Source organism: Shinella sp. 838 (assembly GCF_029623935.1).
Lineage (GTDB): Bacteria > Pseudomonadota > Alphaproteobacteria > Rhizobiales > Rhizobiaceae > Shinella.
Window position 1 is genome coordinate 406,505 of sequence record NZ_JARSBQ010000004.1, and the last position, 15,182, is coordinate 421,686.

At 64.5% G+C, this 15,182-nt stretch carries 11 protein-coding genes; all 11 read left to right on the forward strand.

Translation table 11 applies throughout. The annotated features are described in order from the left end of the window. The 11 genes from P9A16_RS16440 to cas7c all read left to right on the forward strand — a co-directional run bounded on the left by P9A16_RS16440 (position 1) and on the right by cas7c (position 15,104). Positions 1-1,623 (forward strand): 5-guanidino-2-oxopentanoate decarboxylase, encoded by a 1,623-nt coding sequence (locus tag P9A16_RS16440; protein WP_278025764.1) that lies wholly within the window; start codon positions 1-3, stop codon positions 1,621-1,623. Between the two features lie 10 nt (positions 1,624-1,633). Beyond that, positions 1,634-3,079: an aldehyde dehydrogenase family protein gene (locus P9A16_RS16445; RefSeq protein ID WP_278025765.1), complete on the forward strand. Its 1,446-nt coding sequence runs from the start codon at positions 1,634-1,636 to the stop codon at positions 3,077-3,079. Positions 3,080-3,197: 118 nt separating this feature from the next. Then, positions 3,198-4,652 carry a biotin carboxylase gene (locus P9A16_RS16450; protein WP_037409276.1) on the forward strand — a complete coding sequence of 485 codons (1,455 nt, stop codon included), beginning with the start codon at positions 3,198-3,200 and terminating at the stop codon, positions 4,650-4,652. Between the two features lie 6 nt (positions 4,653-4,658). Further along, a complete protein-coding gene (locus tag P9A16_RS16455) occupies positions 4,659-5,675 on the forward strand; it encodes a C45 family autoproteolytic acyltransferase/hydolase (protein WP_023514075.1) in 1,017 nt (338 codons plus the stop codon). 123 nt (positions 5,676-5,798) lie between these two features. After that, positions 5,799-7,046: a D-amino acid dehydrogenase gene (locus P9A16_RS16460; RefSeq protein WP_023514074.1), complete on the forward strand. Its 1,248-nt coding sequence runs from the start codon at positions 5,799-5,801 to the stop codon at positions 7,044-7,046. A 57-nt stretch (positions 7,047-7,103) separates the two neighbouring features. Further along, the gene (locus P9A16_RS16465; protein ID WP_023514073.1) at positions 7,104-8,897 is read left to right on the forward strand and encodes an alanine racemase; all 1,794 of its coding nucleotides are present in this window, start codon (positions 7,104-7,106) and stop codon (positions 8,895-8,897) included. 22 nt (positions 8,898-8,919) lie between these two features. Next, positions 8,920-9,258, forward strand: coding sequence for a RidA family protein (locus P9A16_RS16470; protein ID WP_023514072.1), 339 nt, complete (start codon positions 8,920-8,922; stop codon positions 9,256-9,258). Between the two features lie 180 nt (positions 9,259-9,438). Continuing rightward, entirely contained in the window at positions 9,439-11,691 is a 2,253-nt protein-coding gene (locus tag P9A16_RS16475) for a CRISPR-associated helicase/endonuclease Cas3 (protein ID WP_023514071.1), read from the forward strand. A gap of 28 nt (positions 11,692-11,719) precedes the next feature. Then, complete coding sequence (gene cas5c / locus P9A16_RS16480) at positions 11,720-12,388, forward strand: type I-C CRISPR-associated protein Cas5c (RefSeq protein ID WP_023514070.1); 669 nt, start codon at positions 11,720-11,722, stop codon at positions 12,386-12,388. After that, positions 12,385-14,157, forward strand: a complete 1,773-nt coding sequence (cas8c, locus tag P9A16_RS16485) for a type I-C CRISPR-associated protein Cas8c/Csd1 (RefSeq protein ID WP_023514069.1) — start codon at positions 12,385-12,387, stop codon at positions 14,155-14,157. The genes cas5c and cas8c overlap by 4 nt, the downstream gene beginning before the upstream one ends. Next, positions 14,154-15,104: a type I-C CRISPR-associated protein Cas7/Csd2 gene (gene cas7c / locus P9A16_RS16490; RefSeq protein WP_023514068.1), complete on the forward strand. Its 951-nt coding sequence runs from the start codon at positions 14,154-14,156 to the stop codon at positions 15,102-15,104. The genes cas8c and cas7c overlap by 4 nt, the downstream gene beginning before the upstream one ends. Positions 15,105-15,182: the final 78 nt, after the last annotated feature.

A 15,182-nucleotide genomic window follows, 5' to 3' on the forward strand; every position in this document is an offset into this window, starting at 1 on the left:
ATGGCAGACACCCGATTGACCACTGGCGAATACCTCGTCCGTCTCCTGGAATCCTACGGCGTCGAATTGATCTTCGGCATTCCGGGGGTTCACACGGTGGAACTCTATCGCGGCCTGCCCGCGACCAACATCCGCCATATCACGCCCCGCCACGAGCAGGGCGCAGGCTTCATGGCCGACGGCTATGCCCGCGTGACCGGCAAGCCGGGTGTCTGCTTCATCGTCACCGGCCCCGGCATGACGAACATCGCCACCGCCATGGGCCAGGCTTACGCCGACTCCGTGCCGATGCTGGTCATCTCGGCGGTCAATTCCCGTGGCGAACTCGCCATGGGCCAGGGCCGCCTGCACGAGCTGCCCTCGCAGCGCAACCTCGTTTCCGGCGTTGCCGCCTTCAGCCACACGCTGCTCGACCCTGCGCAGCTTCCCGAGGTGATGGCGCGTGCTTTCACCGTCTTCAACTCCGCGCGCCCGCGCCCGGTCCATATCGAAATCCCGCTCGACGTCATCGTCGCGGAGGCGCAGCACCTTTCGGCAGACGCATGGCCGCTGCCCGGCCGCGCCGCCGCTGATCCCGCGGCCATTGAAAAGGCCGCCGCGATCCTCAAGGCCGCAAAGCGCCCGATGATCGTTGCCGGCGGCGGGGCTGCCGATGCGGCGGCCGAGATTGCCGCTATTGCCGAAAAGCTCGATGCGCCGGTCTTCATGACCATCAACGGCCGCGGCATCCTGAAGCCGGGTGACCCGCGCACCATGACCGGCAATCTCAGCATGCCGCCGCTGCTGGAAGAGCTGGCCGCCAGCGACGCGGTCCTCGCCATCGGCACGGAATTCGGCGAGACGGAAATGTATCCCGAGCCGAAGGCGCTGACCTTCGGCGGCCCGCTGATCCGCATCGACATCGACCCCGCGCAGATCGTCACCGGCCTGCGCGCGGACGTGCCGATTGCCGCCGATGCGAAACTCGCCGCCGCCAGCCTCAACGCCGCCCTCGGCGACGCGCGGCCGGCCGGCGAAGGCGCGGCACGCGCCAAGGCCGTGCGCGAGAAGGTCGCGGCCTTCCTGTGGCCCGCCTGCCGCACCCATGGCAGGCTGATGGAGGTGATCACCCGGGCGCTGCCCGACGCCACCGTTGCGGGCGACCAGACCGAGCCGGTCTATGCCGTCAACCAGTTCTACCAGGCGCCGCAGCCGCGCTCGTTCTTCAACTCTTCCACCGGCTACGGCACGCTCGGCTACGGCCTGCCGGCCGCCTTCGGCGCAAAACTCGGCGCGCCGAACCGGCCCTCCGTCTGCCTGATCGGCGACGGCGGCCTGCAATTCTCCGTGCAGGAACTGGCGAGCGCCGTGGAGGCGGGCATCGCGACCGCGGTTGTCATCTGGAACAACACCAGCTACGGCGAGATCAAGGCCTTCATGGCCGAGCGCGACATCCCGCAGATCGGCGTCGACATTTTCACGCCCGATTTCGTGGGCCTCGCCAGGGCCCTCGGCTGCGAAGCCTCGCGCCCGGCCTCGCTCGCGGAGCTGGAAAGCGAGCTTGCCGCCTCGGCAAAGCGCAAGGTGCCGACCGTGATCGAAATCCAGGCGGGCTCCCCGCTTGCCGCAGCCCTGACGGCGTGAGGTGACGACGATGCGGCACCAGCTCTTCATCGACGGTCGCTGGCAGGATCCCATCGAGCCGGGCCGCATTCCCGTCTTCGATCCCTACCGCGGCACCGTCTATCATGAGGTCTCCGCCGGTGGTCCGGCGGATGTGGACAAAGCTGTTGCCGCCGCGAAGGCCGCGTTCCCCGCCTGGCGCGATGCCGGCGGGCGGGGACGCGCCCGTTATCTCGCGGCCATCGCCGCACGGTTGACCGAGCGCGCCGAAGAGCTGGCGCGCCTTTCCTCCCGCAACAACGGCAAGCCGCTTGGCGAGGCGCGCATCGACATGGCCGATGTGGCCGCCTCCTTCGCCTACTATGCCGAGCAGGCCATCGCCTTGCAGGAGAGGCAGGACGCGGATGTCGCGCTGCCCGACGACGGTTTTCACGCCCGGCTGCGGCAGGAGCCGGCGGGTGTGGCAAGCCTCATCGTGCCGTGGAACTTTCCCCTCGTGACGACCTCCTGGAAGGTCGCGCCGGCGCTTGCCGCAGGCTGCACGGTGGTGCTGAAACCCTCGGAGATCACGCCTGTCGTGGAGCTGGAACTCGGCGCGATTGCCGAGGACGTGGGCCTGCCGCCCGGCGTGCTCAACATCATCACCGGCACCGGCGAGCGCGTCGGCGCGCCGATGACGACGCATCCGGATGTCGCCAAAATATCCTTCACCGGTTCGAACGCCGTCGGCGCCCGCGTCATGGCGGCCGGCGCGCAGGGCGTCAAATCGGTCAGTCTGGAGCTCGGCGGCAAATCGCCCATCGTGGTCTTCGCCAATGCGGATTTCGACGAGGCGGTGGACTGCGTGCTCGGCGGCATCTTTTTCAATGCCGGGCAGATGTGCTCGGCGACATCGCGCCTTCTGGTGGAAAGATCGATTGCGCCGAAGCTAATAGACGCCATAATCGCCGGTAGCCGGGCGCTGAACCCCGGAGATCCGCTGGACGAGCGGACGACGATCGGTCCGATCACCATGAAGGCGCAGCACGACAAGGTGCTTTCCTACATCGAACGCGGCAAGGCCGAGGGCCTGACATTGCTTGCGGGCGGCGGAAAGCCGGCCGCGGCCGGTGACGGCTGGTTCGTCGAGCCGACGATTTTCGGCGACGTGCCGACGACCAGCGCGCTCTGGCGCGAGGAGATATTCGGGCCGGTGCTCTGCATCCGCACTTTCGAGAGCGAAGAGGAGGCGATCGCACTCGCCAACGACTGCGACTTCGGCCTCGTCGCCACCGTTGTCAGCGGCGACGACGTGCAGGCGAACCGCGTGGCAAACGCCATCGAGGCCGGTCACGTCTGGATCAACAGCCCGCAGGCGATTTTCGTGCAAACGTCCTGGGGCGGCTTCAAGGCGAGCGGCATCGGCCGCGAGCTCGGGCCCTGGGGCATGTCGTCCTACCTTGAAGTCAAACACGTCACGTCACGCTTGAAACGTTAACCGCAACGACGGACCGGGGGGCATGTCGAAAAAGAAGAAAGATCGGAAGAAAGACGAGAAGAAACAAAAGAAGCGCGACAAGCGCCAAAAACGTTCCAGGAAACATGAGGGGTACATCATGGAAACCATTCGCAACGTTGCCGACCTGCGCGTCGTCATGCATCGCAATGAACGTCCGATCTATTTCATCTCGGCGACGAACTTCAACCTGATCGGCATCGACGAATGGGTGCGGAACTTCAAGTTCGTCAGCTATATCGACTGCTTCGACGGCCGCCATCCGAACGTCTTCGTCCCCTCCGAAATCCCTCATGCCGAATTCGAGAGCATCGAGGACATCAACAACTACCTGCTGCAGCACAAGGAAGTCATCGACTACATCACGAAACGCGGTGGCCGTGCCGTCGCCACCTTCCTGATGTTCGACGAGACGACGGAAGAAATCTGCAAGGAACTCGGCATCGAGATCTGGTTCCCCAAGGCAAAACTGCGCCAGCGCTGCGACAACAAGATGGAGACCGTGCGCATCGGCAACAAGGCCGACGTGCCCTCCGTGCCAAACACGCTCGCCCCCGCGCGCACCTATGAGGAGCTGCTGGAGTCCGCGAAGAAAGCCGGCATCGGTAAAGACCTCGTCGTGCAGACCGCTTTCGGCGACAGCGGCCACACCACCTTCTTCATCGCCAGCGAGGAAGACTACAACCGTCACGCTGCGGAGATCTCGGCGGAAGACGAAGTCAAGATCATGAAGCGCATCAAGTGCCGCGGCGCGACCATGGAGGCCTGCACGACGGCATCCGGCACGCTCGTCGGCCCGCTCTTGACGGAAGTCGTCGGCCAGCCGGCGCTGACGCCCTACAAGGGTGGCTGGTGCGGCAACGAGATCTTTCCGGGCGCGTTTTCGGAAAAGATCAGGGCCAAAGCGCGCGACATGGCCTACCGCTTCGGCAACCAGCTTCGCGAGGAAGGCTATCGCGGCTATTTCGACCTCGACTTCCTCATCGACGTCGAGGACAACGAGGTCTATCTCGGCGAACTCAACCCGCGCATCTGCGGCGCCAGCTCCATGACCAACCACGCCGCCTTCGCCTATGCCGATGCGCCGCTCTTCCTGTTCCACCTGATGGAGTTTTCGGGCATCGACTACAAGATCGACGTCGAGGAGCTGAACGACCGGTGGGCGCGAAAAGAGTTCATCGATTCCTGGGCACAGGTGGTGATCAAATCCACCGAAGACCTTGTCGACATCGTCACCCATGCGCCGTCGTCGGGCATCTACCGCATGGCGCCGGACGGCAGCGTGTCCTATGATCGCTTCGACTATCACCGCCAGGCGATCGAGAGCGACGAGGAGGCGTTCTTCCTGCGCATCACCGGTCCCGGCGACTACCGCTACGAGGGCGCCGACCTCGGCATCCTCATCACGCGCGGGCGGGTGATGAACGACGAGTTCGAGCTGAACGAACGCGCCAGCAACTGGATCAAGGGCATCAAGCGCCTTTATGCCAGCAAGCCGCTCACCGAGATCCAGCGGGACGAAGCGCCGGAAGCCGGCTCGTTCAAGATCCTGTAGGGTGCCATGGACCTCCAGTTTGAAGCCATCGACGAAGACAGACCCGGCCCGAAATGGCGCCGGGTGTTCGATCGCCATTGGCACGCCTACAGCCGCTGGTTCGTGCGCGACGGGGTTCGTTCGCGCCCGACCTACTTCATGAGCCTCAAGGCGCTGCGCAGCCACATGCCGGAGCTGCTGCCGACCTACGAGGCGATCGTCGAGGCGGCCGGCGGCGGCGACCTTGAGGCGCGGTTCCTCTCCATGTGGTGCCCGCCCTTCTATGTCGGCGGCTGTTCGCAGGCGATCGTCACCGGTAAGGAACCGGCGCTGATCCGCAACTACGACTACAGCCCGCGCCTGCTCGAAGGCACCTGGCTCGCCTCCCGCTACAACAAGCGGGTGGTGGCGGTGGTCGATTGCCTGTGGGGCGTGCTCGACGGCATCAACGAGGATGGGCTGGCGGTCTCGCTCTCCTTCGGCGGGCGCACCGCCGCGGGGCAGGGGTTCGGCATCCCGGTCGTGCTGCGCTACGTCCTGGAATTCGCCAGCACCACGGCGGAAGCCGTGGCGCTGCTCCAGCGCATTCCCGTGCACATGTCCTATTCGATCGCCGTCATCGACCGGCAGGACAACCACGCGACGGTCTATGTCAATCCGGATCGCCCGGCCGAAGTGGTGGAGCGGCGCGTCAGCACCAATCACCAGCACGGCGTCGAATGGGCCCGCCATGCCGAGACCACCAAATCGGTGGAGCGCGAGGCGGCGCTGGAAAAGTCGCTGGCGGGATCGGCGGATGTCGAAAAGGTGCTGTCCGGCTTCCTGCGCCCGCCGGTCTACCAGACGTCCTACGGGCGCGGCTACGGCACGCTCTACACGGCCGTCTACCGGCCGCTCGATGCCTCGGTGGACCTGGTCTGGCCCGGCTCGGTCTGGCGGCAATCCTGCGCCGATTTCCAGGACGAGGTGCGCACCATCCGTTTCAACGACGGCGATTCTGGCGGCTTCGCGCCGACCTTCAAGCAGGGCGCGGTCAGCAGCTAGGAGCAATTTCAGCAAAAGTGTGAGCGGTTTTGCGTCCGGAATTGCGTGGAAACAAGAACAAAAGGCCGGACCCGTTTCGCAAAACGAGGAAAAGCGGAACGTTCTCGGGGTGAGGGGAGCATCATGAAAGTAGTCGTTCTGGGGGCCGGCGTCGTCGGCACGGCGGCGGCATGGTATCTGTCGAAGGACGGCCATGACGTGACCGTGCTGGAGCGCCACGAGGACGTGGCGCGCGGCACCAGCCAGAGCAATGCCGGCCTCGTTTCGCCGGGTGATTCCACCGCCTGGGCCTCGCCCGCCGCGCTCACCACCTTCATCAAATCGCTGTTCCGCTCCGATCTCGGCATCAAGGTGCGCTTCAGCCTCGATCCGCAGTTCATCTCCTGGTGCCTGCGCTTCCTCATGCAGTGCACGCAATCGCGCGCCCATGCCAATACCGAAGTCAAGCTGCGGCTGGCCTTCTATGCCCGCGAGTGCATCAACGCGCTGCAGCAGGAAACCGGTATCTCCTACGACGACCGGCGCAAGGGCATCCTCTATTTCTACCGCTCGCAGCAGAGCATGGATGCCGGCGCAAAACACATGCAATACATCGCCGACCGCGGCCTTGCGATCGAAGTGGTCGACCGCGAGCGGCTGGTGGCGCTGGAGCCCGGCCTTGCCGCCGTCAAACACCAGCTTGCCGGCGGCGTCTATTCGTCGATGGACCAGACGGGCGACTCCTCGCTCTTCACCTGCAGCCTTGCCGAGCAGGCGCGGGTGCGCCATGGCGTCGACTTTCGCTTCAACACGGTAGTCACCGGACTGGATGTGCAGGGCAACAGGGTCGGGGCCGTGCTGACCGACAAGGGGCCGGTCGCCTGCGACGCGGTCGTGTTGTCGCTTGGCCCCGAGAGTTCACTGCTCGCCCGCAAGATCGGGATCGACGTGCCCGTCTATCCCGTCAAAGGGTATACCGCGACGCTCCCGATCGATGCGGACAAGGGCCCGACCATGGGCGGCGTCGACGAGGACCGGCTGATCGCCTATTCGCGCCTCGGCAACCGTCTGCGTCTTGCCTCCACCGCCGAATTCGCCGGCTACGACCGCTCGTTCGAGCCCGCCGACTTCAAAACCATGTTCCGGACGGCGCACGACCTCCTCCCCGGCGCCATCGACGAGACGAAGGCCGTGCTCTGGTCGGGCCTCAGGCCCATGATGCCGGGCTCCGTGCCGGTGCATGGTCGGGCACGCTACGAAAACCTCTTCCTGAATACCGGCCACGGCCATGTCGGCTGGACCATGGCCTGCGGCTCGGGAAAGCTTGTCTCCGACCTCGTCTCCGGCCGCAGGCCCGACATCGACACGGCGGGGCTGCTCTATCGGAATTGAGCCTTTACCGGAAAGTGGACCCGGTTTCGTCCGGAAATGCGACAACAAGGGATTGCCATGTCCGATCCGCAAATCTCCATCGACCTCGCCCGCATCGAACACAATGCCCGCACCGTCGTTGACCTCTGCCGCGCCTCCGGCATCACGCCCTTCGGCGTCACCAAGGGCACCTGCGGCATGCCGCAGGTGGCGCGTGCCATGCTGCGCGGCGGCGTCAGGGGCATTGCCGAATCCCGCTTCGAGAACATCCGCCGTCTGCGCGATGCGGGCATCGACTGCCCGATCATGCTGTTGCGCAGCCCTCCGCTGACGCGTGTGGAAGAGCTGGTGCGCACCGTCGACATCAGTCTGCAGTCGGAGCTTCAATTGATGCGCGAGATTTCGCGTGTCGCCGAGCGGCTGGGCCGGGTGCACGACATAATCCTGATGATCGACCTCGGGGATCTTCGTGAGGGCATCTGGCCGAACGATCTGGTGCCCACCGTGGAGGCCATACTGGAGCTGCCGGGCGTGCGCATTGCCGGCGTCGGCACGAACCTCACCTGCTTCGGCGCCATCATTCCGACCCGGGAGAACCTGACCCAGCTCGTCGCCCATGCGCAGACGGTGGAGATCATGACCGGCCGGCCGCTCGATTGGGTTTCCGGCGGCAACTCTTCCTCGCTGCCGCTGCTGCTGGCCGGCGGCATGCCGTCCGGCATCAACAACCTGCGTGTCGGCGAGGCGATCCTCCAGGGCGGCCGCGACACGTTCCTCACCGAACCGTGGCAGGCGCTCGACCGCGACGCCTTCGAACTCACCGGCGAGCTTCTGGAGGTGAAGACGAAGCCCTCCCTGCCGATCGGCCAGTCCGGCATCGACGCCTTCGGCAACGTTCCCGTCTTTGTCGACGAGGGAGACCGGCTGCGCGGCATCGCCAATATCGGCCGTGAGGACGTCATCGCCGAGGGGCTGATCCCGACGCGGCAGGGCGTGCGGGTGCTCGGTGCTTCCAGTGACCATCTGGTGCTCGATCTCACCGAGGCCGACCCACCCCTTGCCGTCGGCGAAAATGTCAGCTTCCGCATGAACTACGGTGCGCTGCTCACGGTCATGACATCAGAATATGTGGAGAAGGTGCCGATGCGGGATGTGCGCGAGACGGGCGAGGCGAAGACCTATGCGATCGAGACGGACGCGATCGGCGGTGCGCTCGTGGTGGTGCAGGATGTTGCCCAGCGTATCGAGCATCTCGGCTTCGAGCGGGGGGCGGAGGATGCGGACAAGACGCTCACGCTCTCCATCCGCGCACGCAAGCGGGATGTGCTGCCGTTCGTGGAGGAGGCTGGCCGTCGGCATGATGCACTCGGCCTCATCTGGATCGATTCCGATGCAGCGATGATGCCGGATGGCGAGGCCGGTCTGCCGCCACCGGAAAACGCCGTGCTCAGCCGTATGCTCACCCGCCTGCCGCCTCATATCGCGCCGGAAAACATCGTCCTGATCGGCTTGCGCAATGCGGCGCCGGAGGAGGCGGCCGTTCTGAAGGCCTCGCGCCTGCGTGTCTTCACCATGGCAGAAATCGATGCGGTAGGCCTGCGCCAGGCGATGCGCGACGCGATCACGCTCGCCTCGGCCGGCACGCGCGGCTTTCACCTGTGTTATGCGCCGACCGCCACCGACATGTCCGGCTGGAGCGGCGGCATCGGCGGCATCACGGTGCGCGAGACCCATTCGGCAATGGAAATGGCGGCGCTCAGCGGCAAGTTGCGCTCGCTCAGCATTTCCGGCATTGATGCCGCGCTGCCATCGCCGATCGGCGCGGAATGCGCCAATTTCATCCTGTCGGCTTTCGGCAAAACCATTCTTTGATCAACAACATGGGAGATTTCCGATGATCAAGCGTATCAAGCCCGGCAAGCGGTTCTGCGAAGCCGTCGTCGTCAACGGCGTCGTCACCACGGCCGGCGTCACCGGCGATGGTGACGACGCCGTCGCCCAGACCCGCGACATCCTCGCGACCATCGACGGCCTGCTGGCCGAAGCCGGCACCTCCAAGGCCAAGCTGATCAGCGCCAACATCTGGCTGCGCGACATTGCCCATTTCGCCCAGATGAACGAAGTCTGGGACCAGTGGGTCGACCCGAACAACCTGCCGGTCCGTGCCACGGTCGAGGCGCGCCTTGCCGCACCGGAACTGCTGGTCGAAATCCAGGTCACCGCGCTCGTCTGAGCCCTTTGACGACCCGCTTGCCGGGTGACGAAGCGGGGCCGCGTGCATGCGGCCCTTGCAACCCTTGATATCTATCAGGTCGGCCCCGGTTTGGCCCTGTGGAAAACATCCGGATCGGCCCGCACGGCACTTTCCCCATTTTCTTGAAGCGGTATTCTCTCACTGGTTGTGGGGGTGATCGTGTCCTGGTACGCGCATAGCACGGCAGACCAGAGCAAGGTGGACTGGCAGTTGCTCTCGGAGCATTGCTTCGGCGTCGCCGTCCTTGCCGCCGAAATGGCCAAACCGCTGTGCCTCGAACGCGCGGCCTTCTTCGCCGGTCTGTTCCACGACCTCGGCAAATACTGCATCGATTTCCAGCTGCGCCTCGAAGGCAGGGATGTGCCGGTCGATCACTCGACCGCAGGCGCCCAGGTGCTGTCCGGCCTTGCGCAGGGTTCGGACAAGCTGGTGGCGCATCTCCTTGCCTATGCCATTCTCGGCCACCATGCCGGCCTGCCGGACTGGCTGAACGAGACGGATGCCTGCTGCAACATGCGCCTGAAGCGGCCGCTTGCGCTTGATCCCGCGTGGCAGGATGAGTTGAGGCCGGAAGTCTCCGACCTGTTGCCGGACATGGTGGCGCAGCTCGCGAAAACCCCGCCGGAGCAGGCTTTCGCCTTCGCCTTCATGACGCGGATGATTTTCTCGTGTCTGGTGGACGCGGATTTCAAGGATACGGAAAGGTATTACAGCGCACGCGGTGATGTCGTCCCGGACCGCGATTGGCCCGCCTTACAGGATCGTCTCGACGATTTCCTCTCGCGTTTCGAGGTGCATATGGCGAAGTTGAATGCTGGCGGCAGTGAACTCAACGATCTGCGTGCTGCAATCCTCGCCCATGTTCGCGCGGGAGCGGAACGGCAGCCGGGGCTGTTCACGCTGACCGTGCCGACCGGTGGTGGCAAGACCCTGGCCTCACTTGCCTTCGCGCTGGACCACGCGCGGCGGCATGGACATACCCGCATCATCTACGCGATCCCTTTCACATCCATCATCGACCAGACGGCGGCGATCTTTCGCGATGTCCTGGGCGAGGAGAACATTCTCGAGCACCACGCCGCCATCGACGAGGAACGCCTTGACTCGAAGGAGCGCAAAGAAAAGGAGGCTAAGGAAAAGTTGCGCCTTGCCATGGAAGACTGGGCGGCGCCGGTGGTGGTGACCACCACGGTGCAACTGTTCGAAAGCCTGTTTTCCGCCCGCCCTTCCAAGGCGCGCAAACTGCACAACATTGCCAACGCCGTCATCATCCTCGATGAGGCGCAGACCCTGCCGCGCGGGCTGCTCCTGCCGATCCTGCGCGCCCTGGAGGAGTTGGCCACGCACTACGGCTGCACCGTGGTTCTCTGCACGGCGACCCAGCCTGCCCTGGAGCGGCGCGAGGCTTTTCCAAAAGGCCTTCCACTAGCCGGTCGGGAGCTGGCGCCCGATCCACCGGGGCTTGCGCAAAAATTCGCCCGCGTGCGCATCCGGCATGGCGGGGACATGGACAATGATGCGTTGATCGCTGCCCTGCGGGACCGCGAGCAAGTGCTCGTCATCGTCAACAGCAGGCGCCATGCGCTGGAGCTTTTCCAGCAGGCGCAGAGGGAGGGGCTTGGCGGTCTCGTTCACCTCACCACGCGGCATCATGCGGCTGATCGCCGCCGTATCCTGGAGGATATCCGCGCCCGGTTGAAGGCACATGCGCCCTGCCGGCTGATTGCCACCAGCCTGATCGAGGCGGGGGTGGATGTGGATTTCCCCGTCGCCCTTCGCGCGGAGGCAGGACTGGACCAGATCATCCAGGCGGCCGGCCGCGTGAACCGCGAGGGGCGCCGCCGCCGGGACGAGAGCATCGTGACCGTCTTCAAGGCGCCCGACTATCCACCGCCGGCCGAAATCCGCGGGCTCGTCGGCGATATGAAGCGGATCATCGACAGGCATGACGACCTCACCTCGACCGCCGCGATCGAGGATTATTTTGGCGAGGTCTATTGGCGTTTCGGGGCGAAGGGGCTCGATGCCAAAGGCATCCTTGACCGCTTCACCCTCAGCCGACAGGGCAGCAATTTTGCCTTCCGCACGGTGGGCGATACGTTTCGCATGATCGAAAGCGGCATGGCTCCGGTGATCATAGCCAGCGAAGCGGAGGCGCAGAAAGCGGTGGATCAACTTTCGATTGAGGGGATCCCCTCTGGAAAGCTTGCCCGGAACCTGCAACCCTTCGTGGTGCAGGTGCCGCCGAAAGCACGCGATGTGCTCATTCGAAACGGGCATGCGGCGTTTGCTGCGCCGGCTTTGCGCGGCGATCAGTTCGTGGTTCTCCACAAGATGGAGTTTTATCGGCCCGATGTCGGTTTGATCTGGGAGAATGCCGACTATCTGGCGGCGGAAGACATGCTGATCTAAGGAAAATGAAGGGCGGCAAGGGGGAGTTGTGGGGTACGGAATTCGTCTCAAGGTCTCGGGTGACTATGGCTGTTTCACGCGCCCGGAAATGAAGGTCGAGCGCGTCTCCTATGACGTGCTGACGCCGTCGGCAGCGCGGGGTATTCTCGAAGCGATCCACTGGAAGCCGGCGATCCGCTGGGTGGTCGATGCGATCCATGTGCTTTCTCCCATCCGCTTCCAGACCATCCGGCGCAACGAGGTGGGGCACAAGGCGCCGGCCGGCAAGATCAAGTCTGCCATGAAGCGCGGCGACCTGGAAGGCCTGAACCTGCTCGTCGACGAGGATCGCCAGCAGCGCGCCTCGATCGTGCTTGTCGCGCCTGCCTATGTCATCGAGGCGCATTTCGAAATGACGGCGAAGGCCGGCCCCGACGACAACGAGGGCAAGCATCTCGATACGTTCAACCGCCGTGCGGCGCGGGGACAGTGTTTTCACCAACCCTGCCTCGGCACGCGTGAGTTTTCCGCGCGTTTCGAGCTGCTCGATCCGGCTGCCCCGACGCCGGCCGCCATTCCCGAAAGCCGCGACCTCGGTTTCATGCTGTTCGACATCGATCACCAGGCGCCGGGCCGCCCGGCGATGTTCTATCGCGCGGTCATGCAGGAGGGTGTCATCAAGGTGCCACACCCGGCCTCCCTGGAGGTGCGGCGATGAACATCCTGTCCTCCCTGATGGCGGCCTACGAACGCCTGCCGGATGCTCCGCCTTTCGGTTACTCGACGGAAAAGGTCGGCGTCGTGGTCGGGCTGAACGAGGACGGCACCGTTGCCACCGTGACGCCCTGGCTGGAGGGCGAGGGCCGCAAGCGCAAGCCACGTCCCATGCTGGTGCCGCAGGCGGTGAAGCGTACGGCGGGCATCGCGCCGAATTTTCTGTGGGACAAGACGGCCTATGTGCTCGGCGTGACGGCGGGCGAGGGCAAGCGCACGGCGGAGGAGCATCGCGCCTTCGTGGAACGCCATCTTGCCGACATCGGCGACAGCGAAGATGTTGGCCTTCGCGCCCTGAAACGCTTCCTGGAGGCGTGGACGCCGGACCAGTTCGCCGAGCCACTCTGGACGGACGAACTGAAGGACCAGAACGTTGTCTTCGCCCTTGAAAGCGAGCGGCGGAGCGGCACGAACCTGCACGATCGGCCGGCCGCGAAAGCCCTATGGAACCGCGCTGCCGGCGCGGCAGGCGATGCGGCCGAAATCTGCCTGGTGACCGGTGAGCCTGGCCCCGTTGCGCGCCTGCATCCCTCGATCAAGGGCGTCTGGGGCGCGCAGTCCTCTGGTGCCGCGCTCGTCTCCTTCAATCTCGACGCCTTCACCTCCTATGGCCGCGAGCAGGGCGCCAATGCCCCCGTCTCCGAGGCCGCCGCTTTCGCCTATACCACCATGCTCAATCGTTTCCTGGAGCGCGACAGCGGCCATCGCCTCCAGATCGGCGACGCCTCCACGGTATTCTGGGCGGATGCCTCGGGCAGGGGGGCAGAGGAGGCGGAAGCGCTCTTTGCCGCCTATCTCGACGACGTGGGCGACGCGCGGGCCGAGGAGAAGATCTCCGCCGAGCACATTCGAGGGCAATTGGCCCGCATCCGTGCTGGGGACCATCTTGAAGACATCGAGCCGGATCTCGCGGACGGCGTCGATTTCTACGTGCTCGGCCTTGCGCCGAATGCCGCCCGGTTGTCCGTTCGTTTCTCCTATGCCGGCAGCTTCGGCGATATCACCCGCAACTACCAGAAATTCGTGTCGGACATGCGGATCGAGCCGCCCCCGCGCGACGGATATCCGCCGCTCTGGCGCTACCTGCTCGAAACGGCGGTGCTCGGCAAGCGCGAGAACGTCTCCCCCAATCTTGCCGGCGACTGGATGCGTGCCATTCTCTCCGGAACCCCGTATCCCCTGTCGCTGATGGCTTCCGTGCTGACGCGCATCCGCGCGGACGGTGAGGTCAACGCCTTGCGCGTCGGCATTCTCAAGGCCCTGCTCATTCGCAATTTCAAGAAGGAGGCAACACCCGTGGCACTCGATCCGGCAAACACGAACAGGGGCTATGTGCTAGGGAGACTGTTTGCGCTCTATGAGGAAATTCAGCGCGCGGCTTTGGGCGGGCGGGTGAATGCGACGATCAAGGACAAGTTCTACGGTTCCGCCTCGGCCACGCCGCGCAAGGTTTTTGCCGTGCTGGATGGTGGCTCGGCCAATCACCTGGCAAAAATCCGCAAGCTGAACATCGGGCGCGAGGTGAACCTGCAAAGGCAGTTGCAGGCGCTGATGGACCTCATGTCGCCGTCCGACGATCCGGCGCTCGACCCCTTTCCTGTCTCGCTGACGGCGCAGGAGCAGGCCTATTTCGGCCTCGGCTACCACCATCAACGCAGCGATTTCTTCAAGAAAGCATCTGAAACCGCATCCGCCGGGGAGACCGAAGCATGACCATTCTTGCCAACCGCTATGATTTCGCCCTGATCTTCGAGGTCGTCAACGGCAATCCGAACGGCGATCCCGATGCCGGCAACATGCCGCGGCTGGATCCGGAAACCAATCGCGGCCTGGTGACGGATGTCAGCCTCAAGCGCAAGATCCGCAACTATGTCGATCTCGCCCGCCATGGCGAGGACGGGTTCCACATCTATGTGGAGGAGGGCGCGATCCTCAACGACAAGCACCGCCAGGCCTACAAGGCCCTGCGGCCGGATGACGCCAAGGCCGCCAAGGACGCCAAGCTGAATCCGAAGGACGATGCGGAGGCAAAGGCGCTCACTGCCTTCATGTGCCGCAACTTCTTCGATGTGCGCACCTTCGGCGCGGTCATGTCCACGGGGGTCAATTGCGGCCAGGTGAAGGGACCGGTGCAGATGAGCTTCGCCCACTCGGTGGAGCCCATCCTGCCGCTCGAGATCTCCATCACCCGCATGGCCGCCACCAACGAGGCGGAAAAGAAGCAGAAGGCCGAAGGCGACGATACGAACGAGCGCACCGACAACCGCACCATGGGCCGCAAGCACATCGTGCCCTACGGCCTTTATGTCGCGCACGGCTTCATCTCGGCGAAGTTCGCCGAGCGCACCGGCTTTTCCGAAGAAGACCTGACTCTTCTCTTTCAGGCGCTTACGACCATGTTCGAGCATGACCGGTCGGCTGCCCGCGGTGAAATGGCAACCCGCAAGCTGATCGTCTTCAAACACGAGAATGCGCTTGGCAACGCCCCCGCCCACACCCTGTTCGACCGTGTGCGCATCGGCCGCAATGTCGACGGTGAATTCCGCGTGATCGACAGCCGGCTCGACAATCTGCCCCCCGCCCGTGCCTTTTCCGACTACGTCGTCACGATCGATCGCGATGGTCTGCCGGCGGGAGTGGAGGTGATGGAGTTGCTATAGAAGACTTCTCTCTGATTGGCTTTAAACGGCTTTGCCGATTAAAGCCAAGTTTTTTCGTTGACATGTTGCGGGAAGTCT